At 70.6% G+C, this 19585-nt stretch carries 16 protein-coding genes; 5 read left to right on the top strand and 11 right to left on the bottom strand.

Annotated features, from left to right (window positions below):
• Positions 1–233: 233 nt before the first annotated feature.
• The 5 genes from ACWCPW_RS26935 to proS form a co-directional block, all read right to left on the bottom strand.
• Positions 234–1802, bottom strand: coding sequence for an ABC transporter substrate-binding protein (locus ACWCPW_RS26935; RefSeq protein ID WP_449764167.1), 1569 nt, complete (start codon positions 1800–1802; stop codon positions 234–236).
• Positions 1799–2044 (bottom strand): hypothetical protein, encoded by a 246-nt coding sequence (locus ACWCPW_RS26930; RefSeq protein WP_449764166.1) that lies wholly within the window; start codon positions 2042–2044, stop codon positions 1799–1801. The genes ACWCPW_RS26935 and ACWCPW_RS26930 overlap by 4 nt, the downstream gene beginning before the upstream one ends.
• 211 nt (positions 2045–2255) lie before the next feature.
• Complete coding sequence (locus ACWCPW_RS26925) at positions 2256–2861, bottom strand: hypothetical protein (protein ID WP_449764165.1); 606 nt, start codon at positions 2859–2861, stop codon at positions 2256–2258.
• Between the two features lie 126 nt (positions 2862–2987).
• Positions 2988–4397, bottom strand: coding sequence for a hypothetical protein (locus ACWCPW_RS26920; RefSeq protein WP_449764164.1), 1410 nt, complete (start codon positions 4395–4397; stop codon positions 2988–2990).
• A 68-nt stretch (positions 4398–4465) separates the two neighbouring features.
• Complete coding sequence (gene proS / locus ACWCPW_RS26915; RefSeq protein ID WP_449764163.1) at positions 4466–5878, bottom strand: proline--tRNA ligase; 1413 nt, start codon at positions 5876–5878, stop codon at positions 4466–4468.
• Between the two features lie 231 nt (positions 5879–6109).
• Here proS and ACWCPW_RS26910 point away from each other — a divergent pair, with 231 nt between their 5' ends.
• Positions 6110–7291, top strand: coding sequence for a hypothetical protein (locus tag ACWCPW_RS26910; protein ID WP_449764162.1), 1182 nt, complete (start codon positions 6110–6112; stop codon positions 7289–7291).
• Positions 7292–7306: 15 nt separating this feature from the next.
• Here ACWCPW_RS26910 and ACWCPW_RS26905 read toward each other — a convergent pair whose 3' ends face one another.
• The 4 genes from ACWCPW_RS26905 to ACWCPW_RS26890 form a co-directional block, all read right to left on the bottom strand.
• Positions 7307–8527: a Gfo/Idh/MocA family protein gene (locus tag ACWCPW_RS26905; RefSeq protein ID WP_449764161.1), complete on the bottom strand. Its 1221-nt coding sequence runs from the start codon at positions 8525–8527 to the stop codon at positions 7307–7309.
• 125 nt (positions 8528–8652) lie between these two features.
• Positions 8653–9708 (bottom strand): substrate-binding domain-containing protein, encoded by a 1056-nt coding sequence (locus ACWCPW_RS26900; RefSeq protein WP_449764160.1) that lies wholly within the window; start codon positions 9706–9708, stop codon positions 8653–8655.
• A 46-nt stretch (positions 9709–9754) separates the two neighbouring features.
• Positions 9755–10861 (bottom strand): ABC transporter permease, encoded by a 1107-nt coding sequence (locus ACWCPW_RS26895; protein ID WP_449764159.1) that lies wholly within the window; start codon positions 10859–10861, stop codon positions 9755–9757.
• A complete protein-coding gene (locus ACWCPW_RS26890; protein ID WP_449764158.1) occupies positions 10858–12516 on the bottom strand; it encodes a sugar ABC transporter ATP-binding protein in 1659 nt (552 codons plus the stop codon). Before ACWCPW_RS26890 ends, ACWCPW_RS26895 begins: the two co-directional genes overlap by 4 nt.
• Before the next feature lie 454 nt (positions 12517–12970).
• Between ACWCPW_RS26890 and ACWCPW_RS26885 the strand changes: the two genes are divergently transcribed.
• The gene (locus tag ACWCPW_RS26885; protein WP_449764157.1) at positions 12971–13630 is read left to right on the top strand and encodes a hypothetical protein; all 660 of its coding nucleotides are present in this window, start codon (positions 12971–12973) and stop codon (positions 13628–13630) included.
• Positions 13631–13800: 170 nt separating this feature from the next.
• Here ACWCPW_RS26885 and ACWCPW_RS26880 read toward each other — a convergent pair whose 3' ends face one another.
• Positions 13801–15075: a hypothetical protein gene (locus tag ACWCPW_RS26880; RefSeq protein ID WP_449764156.1), complete on the bottom strand. Its 1275-nt coding sequence runs from the start codon at positions 15073–15075 to the stop codon at positions 13801–13803.
• A 479-nt stretch (positions 15076–15554) separates the two neighbouring features.
• Here ACWCPW_RS26880 and ACWCPW_RS26875 point away from each other — a divergent pair, with 479 nt between their 5' ends.
• The 3 genes from ACWCPW_RS26875 to ACWCPW_RS26865 all read left to right on the top strand — a co-directional run bounded on the left by ACWCPW_RS26875 (position 15555) and on the right by ACWCPW_RS26865 (position 18705).
• The gene (locus ACWCPW_RS26875; RefSeq protein WP_449764155.1) at positions 15555–16109 is read left to right on the top strand and encodes a hypothetical protein; all 555 of its coding nucleotides are present in this window, start codon (positions 15555–15557) and stop codon (positions 16107–16109) included.
• A gap of 403 nt (positions 16110–16512) precedes the next feature.
• Positions 16513–17646 carry an aminotransferase class I/II-fold pyridoxal phosphate-dependent enzyme gene (locus ACWCPW_RS26870; RefSeq protein ID WP_449764154.1) on the top strand — a complete coding sequence of 378 codons (1134 nt, stop codon included), beginning with the start codon at positions 16513–16515 and terminating at the stop codon, positions 17644–17646.
• A gap of 180 nt (positions 17647–17826) precedes the next feature.
• Positions 17827–18705 carry an MHYT domain-containing protein gene (locus ACWCPW_RS26865; RefSeq protein ID WP_449764153.1) on the top strand — a complete coding sequence of 293 codons (879 nt, stop codon included), beginning with the start codon at positions 17827–17829 and terminating at the stop codon, positions 18703–18705.
• A 335-nt stretch (positions 18706–19040) separates the two neighbouring features.
• Here ACWCPW_RS26865 and ACWCPW_RS26860 read toward each other — a convergent pair whose 3' ends face one another.
• Positions 19041–19355: a glyoxalase/bleomycin resistance/dioxygenase family protein gene (locus ACWCPW_RS26860; protein ID WP_449764152.1), complete on the bottom strand. Its 315-nt coding sequence runs from the start codon at positions 19353–19355 to the stop codon at positions 19041–19043.
• Positions 19356–19585: the final 230 nt, after the last annotated feature.

The raw sequence follows: 19585 nt of genomic DNA, 5'->3' as shown, positions 1-19585 counted from the left end.
TCCCGAAGGCCGAGCCGCTCCCCCCGCCGCGCCGCGGTGGTCCTCACCCGTGACGAAACCACCGCGCCGCCACCGGATTACGAGACGAAATCACCGTGCGCCCAAGGGTTTCCGACAGATCCCCGACATCTTCCCGAGTTCGGGCGGCGGTTCGTCACGGCTGCGAAGGCGTGCTCGTCCCCGACTGTCGCGGTGCGATCACCGACGTCGACGCGGCCGGGAGGCGGGATTGCTCACCCGCGGCCCCGGCGCAGGGACATCGGCGCGATGCCGGCGGCGTCGATCGCGAACGTGGTGCCCTTGGTGTTGAAGTACGGCGAGAGCGAGTCCACGAAGGTCACCACGTCGACGCGTTTGATCAACTCGGCTTCGGCCGCCGTCCATTCGTCGCAGCCCGCGACGTCCGGCTTGGCCATCGCGAGGCCCACCAGGCGCTGGTACTCGGGGTTGTCGACGGCGCCGAAGTTGATCCCGTCGGGCCCCGGGGGGCCGCTGAAGAAGGGGACGAGATGGTCGGGTTGCGCGAGCGCCAGCGGCGTCCAGGAGATGTCCCACTGGCCGGAGGCCAGCACCTCGCCGGTGGTGGCCGAGGTGAGCGGCTTGCGGGTGACCTTCACGCCGAACGCGTTCCACTGCTTGACCGCCAACTCGACGGCGGACACCACCTGGGAACCCGACGTGGAGGGGTAGGGCAGCACGATCGACAGTTGTTTGCCGTCCTTGCTCCAGTGCCCGCCGGACTTCTCCCAGCCCGCGGCGCGCAACGCCGCCGCGGCACCGGCCTTGTCGTGCGGCGGGCTGTTCGCGCTCACGGCGTCGGCCGGACAGGGCGGCAACATGGTGACGCCGACCCTGGCCGGCGGCGCTCCCTTGCCACCGGTGGCCACGGCCCCCAACTGTTTGCGGTCGAGCACGGCGGTCAATGCCCACCGCACCCGCGGATCGGCGGTGACGTGGTCGGCTGCCTCGTTGAACAAGAGCATGCCGAGCGGGTCGCGCTGGATCTGGTACTTCAGCCCCGCCGCCGTGAGCCGGACCCGGTCGGGACCGTTGACGGGGGCGATGTCGATCTGCTTGGCCAGGAGCAGGTTGGCCGTGGTGGACTCGTTGGCGACGACCTTGAAGACCACCCGCTCGGGCAGTTCGGCGGTGGTCGCCCCGTTCGGGCCCCAGGTGTAGTCGGCTCGCCTGGTGAAGGTGAAGTGGTCGCCCGGTGCCGTCTCGGTGAGTCGGTAGGGACCGGTGCCGTCGGTCGCGTGGGTCAGCGAGTCGGGCGACGCGAGCCCCGAGGGACAGACCAACGGCAGTCCCCACACACCCCGCAGCAGGAAGGGGGTGGGCTCCTGAGTCCTCAGTGTCAGCGTGTTGGTGGCGTCGTCGGCGGTCGCGACGGTTCCGGGCGTCACCCCCAGACCCAACAGGGGTGAGGTGTTCTTCGGGTCGAGGACGTAGTTGTACTGGGCCGCGACGGCGGACGCGGTGAGCGGTCGGCCGTCGCCGCACGTCACGTCGCGCCGGAGCGTGAAGGTCGCCGAGACGGCGTCGGTCGTCCACTTCTCGGCGACGCCCGAGACGATCTTCCCGTCGGGCTCGACGTTCACCAGGGTGTCGTAGGAGAACCGGCTCAGCAACGACGTGATCTTGGTCAGCGAGGTGAGCGGGGACAGGTTGCCGGGGTCGGCGGTGATGGCGATGGTGAGCGTGTCGCCGCCACCCGAGCCGCTCGAGCCGGTGCCGCCACACCCGACGGCGAGCAGACCCAACGCGACCACCGTCGCGGCTCCGCGTACACCGCGTCTCATCGGGCATCACCGACGCGGCCGTCGACGGCACCCCGGCCGGCGACCTTCGCCGCGCCCGAGCCGGTCCCCGTGCCGGCCGCCCGGGAGAGGGCGCGCCTCGTCTGTGGGATCCCGGCGCGGTCGCCACTGCCGAGGAAGGCGAACCACGCCTGCCTTCCGCCCTCCGGTTCGGCGCCGACCGGTGTACGGGCGTCCGAACCCACCATCCGGACGGTGGACCCGACCGCATCGGATCGTCCCATGCTGGATACCTCCTCGGAGAACGGCCCAGTGCCGCAGAGGACGCTCACGGTAGGCAGCGTCCGAACACCTCGACTCGTCCTGCCGGACAAAGAACGACCGCCGAATCCGTCCGAATCGCCGACGGCAGACGGCACCGGTTCGGGCCATCCTCTTTCTCGGGACGTCGATCCGCGCACCGACCTGCCCGAAGCGGACACGCGGCTGTCCTACTCACCCCGAGGGCGACAGCTTCGTCTCGACGAACGTCCGCAGCGCCGCCTGATCGAGCTTTCCCTTGTCGGAGCGCAGGATCAGCGTCGGATGGGTCGCCTGCTTCGGGTTCCTCAAGGTCACCACGGCGACCGGTTCGTTCCAGTACGTCACCGAGTTGGTCGCCTCGAAGTAGCGCTGGGTGAACAGGATCGCGTCGCCGAGCGGCGTACGGATCGTCTCCGTCGCGGCGCCGGCCGGAACGTCCGCGGCGGTGCGGTACATGCCGTGCCGGCCATTGCCCGGAGCCTGGGTCTGCGCCTTGCACTGCGTCGAGTTGGACTCGATCGTGACATCGCCCAGCCGCACCACGACCTGCGCGCACCCCTCGGTCGCGGGCGCGGTCGTCGGCCGCACCGGACTCGAGGCCCGGACCCGGAACGCCACCGCCTCGGTGTTCACCTCGGTCTCCCGCTCGACCGGCGGCGCGGTGGTCGAGGACTGCGACCGGGTGGGTTCCGGGCTCGGCAACGACAGGGGATCCTTCCCCGAACTCCCACAACCGGCCAGGCCGAGCACCACCAGCCCCGTCGTCAACGCCGCCGCGGTCCTTTGTCGTGCCGTCACCGTGCCACTCCCTCGTTCGTCACGTCCGTGCGGGTTCGCAGAACTGACGCAGCCGACAGCCGACGGGTTCCCTGACATCGGGCCACACGGGTCGACGGGCCGGACGGGTCAGGCGGGCCGGACGGGTCAGGCTCCCCGGCCGTGCACGGCGCTTCGCCCCGCACGCGCGTCGGGCGAGCCGGCGCGCCGATCGACGCCGGGCGCGAGCGAGGGCACCACGACCCGCGTCCAGTCCGGGCTGCCGCCGTTGACCGGTGCCGTGTCGCCGGGGCCCAGCGGCGGCGCCTGCTTGGACACGCCGAAGCCCTTGGCCGCCAGGTGGGTCAGCCTGCCCGGCGCCGAGATATCGCCGTCTCGGATGTGGTCGTGGGCGCGCCAGAAGGCTTCCCGAAGCCCCGCGTTGTAGGCGGCGACGCTTCGCCGTTCGTCGCCCGCCCGATCGTCCTCCCGGTAGCCGGCGTTGTCCCGGCTCAGCTTGTCCAGCGCGGCCTTGCGGGAGGCCTTGCCGGCCTCCCGCCACGATCGATGCAGAACCGGATCGGTGCGTGCGTGGGACAGATGGCGCGGCCCGGTGCTGCCGACCGTCATCTGTCCCATCTCGTACGCCCGCATCGGTGTCAGACCGGCGACGACGGCCGGCACCGGGAGCGAAACCGGCGGAACGGTGACCTCCGGCGCCATTCTCGCCGTTCTCGGATCGCCGGGCACGCGGGCCACGTGTCCGGCGGCCGTGAAGTGCGCGCCCAGTTGGCGTCGGAGATCGGCTGCCGAGCCGAAGGCACGCGTTTGGCTGTGCGCGGCGATGGTGTTGATCCGGGGGTCCCGGTGTCCGCCACCGTTCTCCTTCGCCGCGATGATGTCGTCGGCCGCGCGTCCGGAGCCTCGGTAGGCCAGCAGGATCGCGTCCTGGACGGGCCTGCCGTTCTCGGTCATGTCCCGCACGCGATGCGTCGCGTCCTGGACGGTGATCCCGCCGCCGTTGATCAGCACGGTGGCGGATCCCTGCCCTTGGGACAGGAGCCGACCGGTCTGTGCGAGCGCCCAGGACTCGTCACCGAAGTTCTCGCCCGGCACCACGAGGATCAGATCCTGGTCGGGTTGCAGCGGTGCCTTCCTGTTCGGATCGTAGCGCGATCCGGGAGCGGCCACCGTGCCCTCGGCCACGACGCCGACCAGCGGGGCGTCCGCCATCCCCAGTCGACCCTCGGCGACCAACCGGCGCTTGGCCTCGCCGACTTCCTTGAGGCAGCCGGAATCGGTACCGCCGAAGAACACCGCGGCCGAGAACCTCGCGGCGGTCAGCAGGATTTCCTCGTACACCGCCTTGTCCGCGGCCGTCGCCGCACCGGCTCCCGCCGCGCCGCCGACGACGGTGATCACGGGCATCGCATCGGCCACGAGCTCGTGCAGCGCGACACTCAGGTCGGCGTAGGACTCGACCCTGCGGACCGGGAACCATCGATGATTTCCCCACCGGTCGATGGGCGCGGTGAGCAATTCGGGGTCCTCGGACGCCGGCGACGCGGTGGGTTGCACAGTGCTCCTTCGCTCCCGTGTGCCGCCCCCCGCCCGCAATCAGGGTGCGGCGGGGGGCAGTTCGGGGATCAGTATGCCCGCGCCACGATCGCGATGTTGCCCGGTTGCTCGTCGCTCGCGGGAACCGACCCGTCCTCGGCGATCAGGCAGCGCACGGACACGCCCTGCTCGGCGAGCCGCGCCTCGCCCTCCGGGCCGAGTGTGGCCCAGGGGATGCGCGCCCAGCCGGTGCCGGCGGCCGCCGCGGCGTCCTCGATCGTGCCCACCTCGACGGTGCGGTCCCGGCGGCGTTCGCGGGACTGCGCCAGGAGCAGCGCCTGGTCGTCCGCGAGCGCCCGGGGCACGAGCGCGGACAGTGCCTCGATCGCCACCGGCTCCTTGCCTCCCACGTGGCGCCGGACCAACACGGCGGTGCCGTTGTCCAGATCGCGCGGCCCGACCTCGATCCGTACCGGCACACCCTTGAGCTCCCAGTCCACGGCACGGCGGCCGAAGGGGGTGTCCGTACGGTCGTCCACCCGCACCCGCACACCCGCCGCCGTCAGCCGCTCACCGATCTCGCGGACCTTCGCCACCACCGCGTCGTCGGCCTTGATCGCCACCACCACCGCCTGGATCGGCGCCAGCATCGGCGGGACCCGCAGACCGTTGTCGTCGCCGTGCATCATCACCAGGGCGCCGATCATGCGTGTGGTGGAGCCCCAGGAGGTCTGCCAGGCGTACTCCTGGCGACCGTCCTTGGACAGGTATCGGATGTCGAACGCCTTGGCGAAGTTCTGCCCGAGTTCGTGACTGGTGCCCAGTTGCAGCGCCTTGCCGTCGCCCATCATGCCCTCCAGGGTGAGCGTGTTGATCGCTCCGGCGAACCGCTCCCTGGCCGTCTTGCGCCCCGGCACGACGTCCATGGCGAGCACGTTCTCCATGAACTCGGCGTACACGTCGCGGTGGATGAGCGCGGCGTAGTCCCGGGCCTCCTCCTGGGTGGCGTGCGCGGTGTGGCCCTCCTGCCACAGGAATTCCGTCGTCCGCAGGAACACGCGCGGGCGCAGCTCCCAACGCACCACGTTCGCCCACTGGTTGATCAGCAGGGGCAGGTCGCGGTAGCTCTGCACCCATTTGGCGAAGTAGTCGTTGATGATCGTCTCGGAGGTGGGGCGGATGACGACGGGCTCGTCCAGTTCCTTGCCGCCGCCGTGCGTGACGACGGCGAGCTCGGGGGCGAAGCCCTCGACGTGCTCGGCCTCCTTCGTCAGGTAGGACTGCGGGATCAGGAGCGGGAAGTACGCGTTCGAGGCGCCCGCCCGCTTGATCCGGGCGTCCATCTCCTGCTGCATCCGCTCCCACAGGCTGTACCCGTACGGTCGAATGACCATGGTGCCGCGCACCGGACCGTTGTCCGCCAGTTCGGCCTTGTTGATCAGTTCCTGATACCAGCGGGGGAAGTCGTCCGACCGCGGAGTGAGCACGGGTGTCTTGGCCATGGCGCGCATGCTAGGACGCGGGCCCGCCGGTACGCGAACCGATATCCCCCGCCCCGAATCGCCGAGCGAACGGCCGATGTCGACGCGGCGCCGGCCGCATCGCCCACCCGGCCCAAACCCTTCGGTACGCTCGGGCCCGGCGACCTTGGACAAGGGTGGCAAGGGGGCGGGGCGGTGCCTTTGGACGACTGGCTACGAGCCGGTGCGACGCCCGACACGGATGGCCGACCGATGGGCGCCCCGGAAACGGCGGCTGCGGCCCGGGCGAACAACCGGGTGCGTTCGGGCGTCACGCACCGAGAGCCCTTCTTCGAGGAACTCGTCGACGCGGGCTCGGTCGCCGACGTCCAGCGGCTCATGCGCGAGGAGCTGCGCAAGGCGACCGGGCGCGACGTCGCGGTCGATCTGACCGGCGGGGACCTGTACTCGATGAAGGAACTCGCGCTGGCTTCCGTGCACTGGGCCCGCCTCCATCGCGACGTGCCCTTCAACCGGCTCTCCCTGGGCCATATCCCGTCGGACAACAAGAACGAAGCGACACTCGCGGAAGCGGAAGCCGGGGAGGTGAAGCTGAACATCGACTACCTGGGTGCCGGCCGACGCCCGGAGCTGCTGACCAGACTGGTGAAGAACCGGGAAGCGAACCACCTGCTGATGGGCGACCGGTTCGGTGCGGTGGCGATGTTCCTGCACGAGTTGGAGCACCTCCGCGAGATCCACGTGGGCGAGGGATTCCTGCCCGACCTGCTCAAGCGGGATCCGCACTTCGCCAAGCAGGCCGCCCTCGAACGTGCGGCCTCCTCCCAGCCGCAGGTGCCCGCGTACACCAAGTCGGCGGAGATGTTCTTCAAGGAGCAGCCCGCGCTACGCCTGGTGAACGACCGAACGGCCGCGCACCACGTCGGCAAGTACGCGGCGCGGAACAAGTACGAGTTGTTCGCCGAGTCCGGCGCCCGAGTCCATCTTTTGGGACGGGGCGCGGACTGGGTCAGTCTGGAGGTCACCCGGGCCGTGGGTCCCGTGGACGCGATCATCGCCGCGGCTCCGCATCTGCGTCTGGCCGTGCGCGAACTGCACACCCGACTCGACAAGAGGGACGGGTTGCCCGCCGAGCGGGGTTCCTCCCCGCTCCAACCGTTCGCGCGGCCCGCACAGGCGCGGTCGGTGGGGCCCGAGCCGCCGGGGCCGACCGCCGGGGGCCGGTCCGGGCGGCCCCCGGCCACCAGGGCCGTGACGAGCGTCGCCGGCCCGGTGACGGCGAAGGGACTGTCCTCCTTGCGCCGGGCAGGTCCGCGCCGGGCCGGCTCGTCGTCGACCCGGGATGCCGCGCACGGTGGCGAAGCCGACCGGGGCAGATCCGGTTTCACGCCTTCGGACCGCAGGCCGAACCGGGAATCGGGCCCGCTTCGTTGACTCGACGACCGCGGGTCACACGCCGCCGGGTACGGGGGTCCAGCGGCTTTGGTCGGCCGCGCTGGCCTCGACGGCGGCCAGGACACGCTGTACGCGCAGGCCGTCCGCGAACGACGGGCGCGGCGTGGCGCCGTCGGCCACGGCTTCGATCAGGTCCGCGGCCTGGTGGGTGAAACTGTGTTCGTAGCCCAGCCCGTGGCCCGGCGGCCACCAGGCCGCGGTGTACGGGTGGGACGGTTCGGTGACCACGACGCGGCGGAAGCCCGCCGTTCTGGTGGATTCGTCGTGGTCGTGGAACCACAGGTCGTTCATCGCCTCGAAGTCGAAGGTCACGCTGCCGCGCGAGCCGTTGAGTTCGACGCTGAGCGCGTTCTTGCGGCCGGTGGCGAAGCGGGTGGCCTCGAAGGTCGCCAGCGCGCCGCCGCTGGTGCGGGCGAGGAAGATGGCCGCGTCGTCCACGGTGACCGTTCCGGTGCCGGCGCCGCGTACCGCCCCGCCCGCCCCGGCTCCGATGCCCTCTGTCGCGACGCCCAGCGGTCGTTCCCGGACGAAGGTCTCGGTGATCGCGCTCACGCCGGTGATCACGTCGCCGGTCAGGAACTGGGCCAGGTCGACGATGTGCGCGCCGATGTCGCCCAGTGCCCCGGAGCCGGCCTGCTCACGCACCAGCCGCCACACCAACGGGTGTTCGGGGTCGACGATCCAATCCTGGAGATAGCGCGCGCGGATGTGCCGGATCGTGCCGAGCCGACCCTCCGCCACCAGCGACCGGGCCAGCGCGAGGGCGGGCACGCGGCGGTAGTTGAAGCCCACCATGGCCAGCACCCCGCGTGCGGCGGCCTCGTCCGCCGCACGTGCCATCGCCTCCGCCTCGGCGACGGTGTTCGCGAGCGGTTTCTCGCACAGGACGTGCTTGCCGGCCTCCAACGCGGCGATCGCGATCTCCGCGTGCGAGGAGCCCTGCGTACAGATGTCCACGAGCTGGATGTCGTCGCACTCCAGCAGTTCGCGCCAGTCGGTACTCGCCCGGGCCCACCCCAACCGGGCCGCGGCGGCCCGGACGCGAGCCGCGTCGCGACCGGCCACGACCCGCATGGCCGGCACCAGCGGCAGGTCGAAGAAGGCGCCGACCGATCTCCAGGCGTGCGAATGCACACGCCCCATGAAGGAGTGCCCGACCAGGCCGATGCCCAGGGTCGGGCCGGTGCTTCGGTCGAGGTGCGGCAGAGACGACATGGGCGTGATGTGCCTTTCGATGTCGGGACACGACTCGGGCTCGCACCCCGGGTCACGGCGCTCGATGTGCGGACCGCGGGCGGCGGCCGGATACGGCGAGGTACGGTCCGGCCGCCGCGGGGCCCTCAGGAGAACGCGGTGGCCATGTACCGGTCGGCGTTCTCCTTGGTCACCACGGCCGAGTACGTCGTGATCGACGCGGGTACCTCCTGCTCGGCCAGGTCGGCCGGCGCCGCGGCCTGACCGATCATCCGCGCCAGGATGATCGCCGACGACGCCATGCTCGGCGGGTAGAGCACGGTGGCCTTGAGCGGGGTGTTGTCGGCCTTGATGTCCTCCAGGGCCTTGCGCGAACCGGCGCCACCCACCAGCAGGAACTCGCTGTCGCGGCCCGCCTGTTTGATCGCGGCCATGACGCCGATGCCCTGGTCGTCGTCGTGGTTCCACATCGCGTCGATCCGCCCGGTGGCCTGGAGCATCTGGGCGGCGACCCGTTGCCCGGTGGCGGCGGTGAAGTCGGCCGACTGGCGGGCGGCGACCTTCATCCCGGCCGCCTCCAACGCCTCCCGGAAGCCCTTGCTGCGCTGCTGCGTCAGTTCGAGGTTGTCGATCCCGGCCACCTCGACGACCACCGGATTGGCCTTGCCCGCCTCCTTCATCCGCTTGGCGATGTAGGTGCCCGCGTTGACCCCCATGCCGTAGTTGTCGCCGCCGATCCAGGTGCGGAACGAGAGGGCGTTGGCGAACACCCGGTCCAGGTTGACCACGGGGATGCCGGCCTCCATCGCCCGACGGGCGACGGCCGTCAGCGCCTTGCCGTCGTAGGGCAGGATCACCAGGACGTCGACCTTCGCGTCGATCAGCGACTGGACCTGCTGGATCTGCTGGTTGACGTCGTTGGTGCCCTCGGTGGCCTTGAGCGTGACATCGGCGAACTCTTTGGCCTGGGCCTTGGCGTTGAGACTGATCGCGCCGGTCCAGCCGTGGTCGGCGGCGGGCGCCGAGAAGCCGATGGTGACCGGCTTGCCCGGCTGCGTGGACCCGCCGGACGCGGCCGGCGGCGCCTTGACCTGCGGACCGGTGTCCTTGTCCGAGGAATTGCCGGTACATCCGGCGACCAGGGCACCCGCGCCGAGTGCGGCGCCGCCCAGGAAGAAGCCTCTGCGGTGGAGGTGGGACATGGATGACTCCCGAGGGACGAGGGTTGGCGGCGGGAGAGCGGAGCGATCAGCCGTTCACGCGGCGGCGGATGCCGCCCCAGCGCTGGATCAGCAGGACCGCGACGATGATCACGCCCTTGGCGATCTGCTGGATCGGCGACGCGAGGTTGTTGAGGATGAACAGGTCCTGGATCGTGGTGAACACGAGCACCCCGAGGATCGATCCGACGACCGAGCCGAAGCCGCCGGTGAGCAGCGTTCCGCCGATCACCACGGCCGCGATGGCGTCGAGTTCGTAGAGTTGGCCGTGCGTACTGGCCCCGGTGTTCGCCTGCGCCGTGAGCATGATCGCCGCGATGCCGCAGCACAGGCCGGAGACCACGTACAACAGGCAGACGTGCAGCCGGACGTTGATCCCGGCCAGCCGCGCGGCCTCCGGGTTGCCGCCGACCGCGAACGTGCGGCGGCCGAAGGTGGTGCGGTTGAGCACGATCCAGCCCACGATCACCACCACGAGGAACAGGTAGACGTGGGTGGGGATCCCGAACACCTTGTTCTCCGCGATCCTCAGGAAGCCGTCGACCTCGACCAGTTGCGACTTGCGGTCGGAGATCTGTTCGGCCAGGCCCCGGGCCGAGACGCTGACGGCGAGCGTGACGATGAAGGCGACGAGTCCGCCGTAGGCGATCAGCAGGCCGTTGAGGAGTCCGCAGACGACCCCGACCACGATCGCGGTGAACAACATGCCGAACAGGCCGGTGTCCTGGGTGGCGACGGTGGTCGACCATACCGAGGACAGCGCGATCAACGCGCCGACGGACAGGTCGATGCCACCGCCGATGATCACGAACGTCATGCCCACCGTGATCACCCCGACGACGGCCGCCAGCGACAGGATGGTGACCATGTTGCTGCCGGTCGCGAACCGATCCCCCTTGGTGGTCAGGCCGATCACGAACAGCAGGCCCAGCGCCACGAGCAGCGCGACGTGCTGCGCGGCGCCGGAGCCGCCGGCCCGGGCGAACAGGAAGCCGAGCGGGCCGTGCCGCGCGCCGCCGGTCTCCCGGATCCCGGTCGGTTCGGGGTCCGCCGGGGCGGGCCGGTCGTCGGCGCTCTCGGACGACTTCCCGAGCGGGCCGTCGGTCGCGGGTCCCTCGCGCACGTCGCGGTTCACAGGCTGCCGCCTTCCATGACCAGGTCCAGGACGCGGTGTTCGTCCAGGTCGCGTGCGGGGGCGTGTTCGATGATGCGGCCGTCCCGGATCACCAGGACCCGGTCGGACAGCCCCAACACCTCGGGGATCTCGCTGGAGACCAGGAGGATGGCCACTCCGCTGTCGGCGAGCGCGCGCATCCGCGCGTACAGCTCGCTGCGCGCGCCGATGTCCACGCCGCGGGTCGGCTCGTCCAGGAGCAACAACCGGCAGCCGCGCAGCAACCACCGGGCCAGCACCACCTTTTGCTGGTTGCCGCCGGACAACACCCGTACCGGCCGCAGCGGGTCGGCCGGGCGGATGTCGAGCGTGTGGGCCTGGCGTTCGGCGTCGGCGACCTCCCGGGCCCGGTCGAACCACCCGAGCCGGGAGTAGCGCCGCAACGACGCGATGCCGATGTTGCGCGCGACGCTGTCGAGCATCAGCAGGCCCTGCGACTTGCGTTCCTCGGGGGCCAGGCCCATGCCACGCCCGACCGCCGCGTGCGTGCTGCCCGGCCGGACCGGCTTCCCGTCGAGGTGGACCTGTCCCGTGGTGGCCCTGATCGCGCCGTAGATGGTCTGCAGGATCTCCGAGCGACCGGAGCCGACGAGTCCGGCCAGGCCGACGATCTCGCCCGCGCCCACCGAGAACGAGACGTCGTGGAAACGGCCCCGCAGGCCCAGTCCCACGACTCTCAAGACCTCGGGGACGGCCGGGTCCGCCGGATCCGAACGCGCGCCGGCCCCGGCGTCGCGCGTCGCGGATTTCGCGGACGGCGCGGATTTCGCGGACGGCGCGGACGCCGTGCACGCCGCGAATGGCGCGGCGGACACCTGCGCCGTGGGGGCCGGTGTCGCACGCGGCGGGAACACGTACTCGATCCGCCGCCCGGTCATCAGCGAGACGATCCGCTGCGTCGGGGTGTCCCGGGCGGCCAGTCCCGAGGCGACCGTGCGGCCGTCCTTGAGCACGGTCACCCGGTCGCCGATCTCGCGGATCTCGTCCAGGCGATGCGAGATGTACACCACCGCGACGCCCGAGGCGGTCAGTTCGCGCACCGTGCGGAAGAGGCTGTCGACCTCGTCGTGGGCCAGCGCCGCGGACGGCTCGTCCATCACGATCAGTCGGGCGTCGTGCGAGAGCGCTCGGGCCATGCTCACGATCTGTCGCCCGGACGCGGGCAGTCGACGTACCGGTGTCGTGGGCGGGATCTCGCCGTGTCCGAGCCGGGCGAGCAGGGCTGTGGTCGCGCGGTTGATCTCGCCTCGCCGAGTGAATCCGGCGCGCGAACGCTCGTGGCCCAGGAAGACGTTCTCCGCGACGGACAGCCCGTCCACGAGGTCGAGTTCCTGGTAGATCGTCGAGATGCCGAGCCGGATCGCGGCGGTGGGATTGGCCGGGCGCACCTCCTGCCCGCGCCACACCAGGATGCCTTCGTCCGGTTGGTGGGCGCCGGCGAGCACCTTGATCAGCGTGGACTTTCCGGCGCCGTTCTGCCCGAGCAGGCAGTGCACCTCCGCGTCGCGAACCTCCAGGGACACGCCGTCCAGCGCGCGAACTCCCGGGAACTGCTTGACGATCGCCCGCATGGCCAGGAGCACGGGCTCCTGTTCCGGGGGCGGGATCGCGGCCATTGCGGACTCCTTCTCACGGACGGCCGAGCAGGCCCGGGATCGGGCCGAGGGCGGTCAGGCGGCGTGCGTCGGGTCGTGCACGGCGAGGAGGGAGGAACCGAAACGCTCGAGCCCGCCGTGTGCTCGGCAACGCTAGAGACTTTGTCTTTCGAGTAGAAGTTCTCGCGAAAAGAAAACTCGATGTTTTCCAGAGTGGGGACGAAGTCAAAAGCATGGCTGTCCCCGGCCGGGAGCAGCCGGCGAACAGAGCCGTCCCAACCTGCGCGGCCCGAGCACAGGGCCGCGGGTGGAAACTTTGGAATTCCCCCTGCCCAGGACAGAGCGCTCGGAGCGCGCGAGGGATTACCCCGAAGCGGCCGGTGGACTCGGCCGATAGCGTCACTGCGGTTGGTCGGCGCCACCTCACCGCGCCGCAACGGGGACCGAGTCGGACGAAACGAGCAGGAGCCTTCGAGTGCGGACACCACGGATACGCCCGAACCGGCGGACCACGACGGCGGTACTCGCGGTGGTGGTGGCCGGCAGCCTGCTGGCCGGATGTGGTGGCGGCGGAAAGAAGCACCGTTCCCGAGGCGGCGGTTCGCACTCCTCGTCCGGCGGTTCCTCGTCGAGCGGCTCCAGTGGTTCGTACGGCAGTACGTCCGGCGGCGCCCGCTACACCACGACGCCGACGGTCACCACCTCCCCCACCGCGACATCCTCGGCAACCGGCGGCTCGTTCGGCTTCGACGACGTGAACCGCTCGCTCGGCCAGGCGTACGCGAACCTCCCGAGTTGCCCCGTCCCCAAGTGGTCCGACGCCGACCTCAAGACCCGCGTTCCGGCCGCGCATCGCGCCAGGATCGTGCAGATGCGCAGCTATGACTGCTACGCGAAGTCCACCGACAGCAAGCCCCTGATCAGCGGCCTGGGCACGTTCCTGACCTTCGCCACCGAGGACGCCGCGGCGCTGTATCTGCGCGACGTCGAAGCGCTGTCCGGTGTCTCGGGATTCCTCGTGGCCGGCAGCAACGTCGCGACCGTCGGCAACCCGGCCGGCCTGAAGAACCCCCGCCTCATCCTCGACCGCATCAACACCGCGTGCCGCGAGTGCGGTCGGATCACCGCGATCTGATCACCGCGGTGCGATCGCCGCGATCCGATCACCGCGGTGCGGTCTCCTCGTGGTCCAGGGACGGACGGACCGGCCGCGCGACGCGGTGAACAGGCGCTCCAGGCCGGTCGTCCCGGGACACCCCGACGCGGCCACGACGGGCGCCGCGCCGAGGTGTCGGGTGGCATCCGTCAGGGCTGGTACTGGTACGCGCCCGCGGTCGCGCCGGTGGCCGGAACCGGCTTGCCGTCGAGGTCCACGGAGTAGCCGGCCGGCTCCCCGCGCCCGATCGCCGGGCTGCCCGCGAGCGGGTGCAGATCGGTGCTGCCGGTGAAGCGCGGGTCGGCGACCACCGAGCGGGCGCCGAGTGTGAATCGGTGTTGCGCGCCCTTGTAGACCCCGGTGTTCTCGTCCGCGCCCGCGCCGTCCTCGTACCCGGTCTGACCGCCGACCGAGATCACGTTGTTGCGCAGCTTGAGGATGTCCGGGCCGCAGCCGTCGTGGCACACCCAGCCCTGCGCCTTGGCGCCGGGCAGGTTCACCGAGTTGTTGACGGCGACGGTGTCACGGTTGGGGCCCAGTCCGCTCCCGGGGCCTCGGACCACCAGGAACGTGGCGTATTCGTGGGTGGAGGTGACGACGTTGTACGCGAAGACGTTGCCGTCGGCGGTCTTGCCCGTGTCGTGGCCCAGTTCCGAGAAGGTCTCGTTGTCGCGGGTGATGTTGTACTCGATCCGGTTGCGGTCCCCGTCGTAGATCTCGACGGCGGCCCCGTCCTGGCCGTAGTCGTAGCTGGCCGCGTAGCTTCCGCTGATGGTGTTGTGCGAGACGACGTTGTCGTCCCCGTTGAGCAGCACGCCGAAGGCGCCGGAGTCGTTGTCGCCGCCGGGATCGTTGACGCTCATCTTGTTGTTGTCGACCAGTTGGCTGCGGGTCACGGTGTTGTGGTGGGCGGTGTCCGCGATGGAGACGCCGACCACGTTGGCGTCGGCGCGGATCCCGGTCACCGTGTTGTGGTGGCCCTCGATCTCGACGCCTGCCCAGTCGCACCCGGTCAACCGCAGGTCGCGCACGGTCCAGTAGGCGCCGGTGACGGCCACACAGCTTCCGCCGCCGCGCACGACGGGCAGCGCGCCGGTGCCGTACGCGCCGACCGTGATCGGTGCGGTCGCCGTGCCGCTGCGGGACAGTGCCAGGGTGCCGGTCCAGGACTGGCCACGCTTGAAGGCGACGGTGTCGCCGGCGCGCAGGGCGGCGGCCCCGACCTTGTCGAGGGTGCGCCACGCGGTGCCGGGGGTGGTGCCCGCTCGGCTGTCGGCTCCGTTCGTGGCGTCCACGTAGTAGGTCGTCCCGGCAGTGCTGCCGAGGGGTCCGGCCGATGCCGGGGTCAGGGGTGTCGCGACGGAGATGGCGACGAGAGCCGCCGACAGGTACATGGTTCGCCGGTGGCGGGTGGTGATGGTCACGCGTTGCCTCCTGGGTCGAGCGCCCGGGACCGGCGGTGGGTGCGAGCCTCCCGCACAGCGGCGTCGGGCGGCCTCCCCGCCGGCGACCAAGGCGCGCGCGGATCACCTGGATCGGGCGCAAATGCCTTACCAGGCAAGCGAGTTGTCCCAGGCGGGGAAGCTACGTGATTCCCCGCCGCGCGTCCAACCGCCCACCGCCCCCTCGCGTTTTCGGGACAGCCGCACCCCCTGCGACCCCACCCCCGAAACCGCGTGCCGCCCCTCCCCCGGGGCGCCCACGCCCCGCCCGGCGAACTTCGCCGACGACGCGCATTCCGGATAGCCGGCCCCGTGGGAAGGCCGCCCGGGCGTCCTGATCGATTCCGGCGTCGCCGAGCGAGTTCCGGTCGGTGAGGGCGAGCGTCTGCCGGCGCCCGTCGGCACCGGGTGACCCGGGTGCCCACGCACCCGGGCATCCGGGCTGGACTAGCGTGACAGACATGGCGAACCATGAAGCGGCACAGCCGACCGGCGTCCGTTGCCCGAACTGCGGTGGGTCCGAGGCCCGTTCGGTGGAGAACGCACTGTCGGCCAAGGGGGCCTCGCGGAAGAACCTGCACGACCGGCTGGCGAAGGGGCCGAACACCTCCGGCGACGGCTGCCTGCATTTCGTCGAGGGCATGGTCATGGTCGCCATGGCGATCGGCTTCGCGTACACGGGTGTCGCCAACGACAAGCCCCTGTACACGATCGGCGGCGCGGTGGTGGCGGTGCTGCTGTTCGTCGGGACCATCGCGGTGGTCCGCGGTGACCGGCACGACAAGGACTCCGAGTCGGCCGGCGAGGCGCGAGCCGATCCGATGTGGAAGCCGGCGCACTACTGCCCCGCGTGCGAAGCGGTGTTCTGCCCCGGCGACACACCGTGGCGGGGCACCCTGGCACCGGAACAGTTCAAGCGCCTGGTCTGGCGCAGCGCCGGCTACGAGCACCTGCTGGCCCCCGGCGACAAGGCGAAGACCGCCGAGATCCCCGAAGGCACCATATCCACGTCATAGCGCTTCTTCGGCGACCGGGACGCCGTCCTCGTCCGGCTCTCCCGGCACGACTGTTGGGAGTGCGCCGACGCCTCCTGGGCTCCGGCCTGGACACCTTCGCCCGGCGCGGGCCGGACCGGTGTCGCGACCACGGCCGTCACCGCCACCGCCGGCCCCACCACCGACACCTGCTTCGTCGCCGCCACGAACAAGCCGTACATCCCGCGCCTGGACTCCAACCGCTCGGGCCACGTCTCCTCGACGACCTACGACTCGTTCGGCGCGCCGGTGAGCATCACCATGCCCACCCCGGACAAGATCGTGTCCATGGACGACTTCCGCGCCCGCGTCATGGCCGGGCGGCGTTGATCGACACACCGGCCCCGGCCGAAGTCGGAGCACCGAGCACGAAAGGCCGACAAGGATGACCCGGCTGCCCGAATTCCGGTTGGAAACGTACTTCTCCCGCTGGGAGTTCACCGCCCGCCACCACCTGACCGCCTCCGACGCCCAGACCATGACCCTGCGCGAACTGCTCGCGCTGGGCGACGACGCCGACCGGGACGCCTTCGAGCACCTGTCGCTGGGCTACACCGAGACCTTCGGCGACCCGGCCCTGCGCGCGGTGATCGCCTCGACGTACGAGCACGCCGACGCGGACGACGTGATCTGTTTCGCGGGCGCCGAGGAGGCCCTCTACCTGGCGATGAACGTCCTGCTCGACGCCGGCGACCACGCGGTGGTGGTGACCCCGAACTATCAGGCGGCCGAGACCGTACCGCTGGCGCTGTGCGAGGTCACCGGCGTGGCCCTGGACGCGGCGCGGGACTGGGCCCTGGACCTGGACGCGGTGACGGCGGCGATCCGCCCGAACACCCGGGTCCTCTCGGTGAACTTCGCCAACAACCCCACCGGCAAGGTGATCGACACCACCGACTTCGCCGCCCTGGCCCGGCTGTGCGACGAGCGCGGCATCCACCTGTTCAGCGACGAGGTCTACCGCGGACTCGAACGCGACCCGGCCCGTACCCTGCCGCAGGCCGCCGACCTGTCGCGAAGCGCGCTGTCGTTGAACGTGACCTCGAAGGCCCTGGGGCTGCCCGGGCTGCGCATCGGCTGGATCACCTGCCGCGACCGGGCGCTGCGTACCCGCCTGGAACGCGCCAAGCACTACACCACCATCTGCAACTCGGCGCCCGGCGAGGTCCTGGCCCGGATCGCGCTGAAGGCCCGCGAGAGGATCCTGGCCCGCAACCGCGCGCTGATCACCGCCAACCTGGTGGCGTTCGACGCGTTCTTCGCCGAGTTCGGGGACGACTTCCAGTGGCAGGCGCCCGACGGCGGATGCGTCGCCTATCCCCGCTACCTGGGCGCCGACGGAGTCGAGCGGTTCTGCACCCGACTGGTCGAGGAGGCCGGCGTCCTGCTGTTGCCGGCGAGCATCTACCGCTCGGACCTCACCGCGACCCCCACCGCCCGATTCCGCATCGGCGTCGGGCGCGCCGACCCGCAGGCGGGTCTCGCGGCCTTCGCCGAGTGGATGCGAACACGACGGTGATCGGGCGCCCCGAGTGCTCCCCGTAATGCGGTCGTTCACTCAGCGTGCGGCCGGAATTGCGCGACGCCGGGCGTTATCGAGAATTCACCGACCCGCGTGTATATTTCTTTCGGCGTCGTTCTACGCTGGCGCGGCCGATCAAGTCGATCGCACTCGGAACGATCCGGAGCGTAACCCAGCGTGGGCAGTATCGATCATTTCTCCAACGGATTGCTCACACCGGCAGTCGCCTATCTGATGTCCTGCGTCGGGTCGGCACTCGGGCTTTTGTGTGCGATCCGCGCCCGAGCGGTCACCGGAGCCCCGCGCGTTCGCTGGTTCGCCCTGGCGTCCGTCTCCATCGGCGGTACCGGGATCTGGGGCATGCATTTCGTGGGGATGCTCGGATTCGCGGTCACCGACACACCCATTCGGTACGACGCGACCCGCACCGTCGTCAGCCTCCTGCTGGCGATCGCGGTGGTCGGCGTCGGGATGGCCATCATCGGCAGGCGTGGATCCCGGACGACCGGCCTCGTCGTCGGCGGGATCGCCACCGGCTCCGGCGTCGCGATCATGCACTACGTCGGGATGTCCGCGATGAGCATCAACGACGACATCGGCTACGACACGTTCCGGGTCACGCTGTCGGTGCTGATCGCCGTGGTCGCCTCGACCGCCGCGTTGTGGGCCGCGCTCAACGTCAAGGGAGTCGTGGCCGTCACCGGTGCCTCGCTGATCATGGGCATCGCGGTGAGCGGCATGCACTACACCGGCATGTCGGCGATGACCCTGGAGTCGAACACGCACGTCTCGGCCCTCCACGGCGTGGAGGCATCCCAGTTCCTGGCTCCCCTCGTGGTCGGGGTGAGCCTGTTCACCGTGATCACCCTGTTCATCGTCGCGTTGTCGTCCTCGACCGGCGAACTGCGCGAGGAGGCCGAACTCGGCGCCCGCCTGGAACGCCTCGCGCAGCGCCGGACGGACGGCATCGCCTTCACCGACCCGGCCCGCGGCGGGCAGCAGCAGCCGCCCGGCGAGCCGAGGCGCCCCGAGCCCGACTACTTCCGGGCTCCCTGACCCGGACGACGCGGGTGAATCGATCCGCGGGTCCCGCCCCGGAGCGCCGTCAGGCTGTCCGGGGCGGTCGCGTTTTTTCGGCACCTCGGGAAATCGGCACGGGTGATCGGCCCAATCCTCCGGGTCACCAAAAAACGATACGGTCGGATGTGGTGATCGGCCGGCGCACGGTCTTCACGCGCATCGCGTCGACAAAGGCACCGGCACCGGCACCGGCACCGAAAAGAGCCGGCACGTGCAATTCCGATACGTCGAATCGCTCTCGCGACGTTCGACGAACCGCAATTCGACGAACGCCGCCGAACACCGCACCCCCGGGAAACAATTGATCTTGATCAGATCGCGCGGATGTCGACGGTCCGACCGTCGGGATCGGAGAGCAGATGGTGGCCGGGGGTGAGCGGAGGCGTCGCGGTGGCACCGGTGACCGCGAGGCCCAGGCGAAGGGCGCCGGTCTCCCGGCCGGGACGGGCCGGATAGATCTCGAAGACCGTGCCGTCCGCGAGAGTCGCCGCGTAGTGGCGGGGCCCCCGGCCGTGTTGCTCGGCGACGAAACGCAGGCCGAGATCGGTGTAGAAGCTTCGGCACTCGTCGATTCGGGTCGAGTAGAGCACCAGCAGGGTCGCGCGGATGTCGTTCGGGTCGCTCATGGGACTCCTGGCCGGCCGAGGCGGGTTGGGGTACAACGCGGCAAGTGCCGTACGGGTCGGGCGAGTCGTGCCGCGAGCCCGGTCCGTCCGGCCTGGGCCCATCCTGCCCTGCGCCGCGCCTCCCGCGCATTTGCCCGGCGGATCGGCGGATCGGCCGGCGAGCAACTCCCCTTGCACGTAAAGGATTTCCTCCAAGATTAATGGTCTAGTCCAATTTTGGTCCAGACCAT

The sequence above is a fragment of the Embleya sp. NPDC001921 genome (genome assembly GCF_053594475.1).
This window is presented reverse-complemented; position numbering and strand designations above follow the sequence as displayed.

Bases quoted from the DNA above. Each gene is read 5' to 3' on its own strand.
- ACWCPW_RS26905 (WP_449764161.1), bottom strand. From the start codon at position 8,527: ATGTCGTCTCTGCCGCACCTCGACCGAAGCACCGGCCCGACCCTGGGC.
- ACWCPW_RS26890 (WP_449764158.1), bottom strand. From the start codon at position 12,516: ATGGCCGCGATCCCGCCCCCGGAACAGGAGCCCGTGCTCCTGGCCATG.
- ACWCPW_RS26930 (WP_449764166.1), bottom strand. From the start codon at position 2,044: ATGGGACGATCCGATGCGGTCGGGTCCACCGTCCGGATGGTGGGTTCG.
- ACWCPW_RS26860 (WP_449764152.1), bottom strand. From the start codon at position 19,355: ATGAGCGACCCGAACGACATCCGCGCGACCCTGCTGGTGCTCTACTCG.
- ACWCPW_RS26935 (WP_449764167.1), bottom strand. From the start codon at position 1,802: ATGAGACGCGGTGTACGCGGAGCCGCGACGGTGGTCGCGTTGGGTCTG.
- ACWCPW_RS26875 (WP_449764155.1), top strand. From the start codon at position 15,555: ATGGCGAACCATGAAGCGGCACAGCCGACCGGCGTCCGTTGCCCGAAC.
- ACWCPW_RS26900 (WP_449764160.1), bottom strand. From the start codon at position 9,708: ATGTCCCACCTCCACCGCAGAGGCTTCTTCCTGGGCGGCGCCGCACTC.
- ACWCPW_RS26910 (WP_449764162.1), top strand. From the start codon at position 6,110: ATGGGCGCCCCGGAAACGGCGGCTGCGGCCCGGGCGAACAACCGGGTG.
- proS (WP_449764163.1), bottom strand. From the start codon at position 5,878: ATGGCCAAGACACCCGTGCTCACTCCGCGGTCGGACGACTTCCCCCGC.
- ACWCPW_RS26870 (WP_449764154.1), top strand. From the start codon at position 16,513: ATGACCCGGCTGCCCGAATTCCGGTTGGAAACGTACTTCTCCCGCTGG.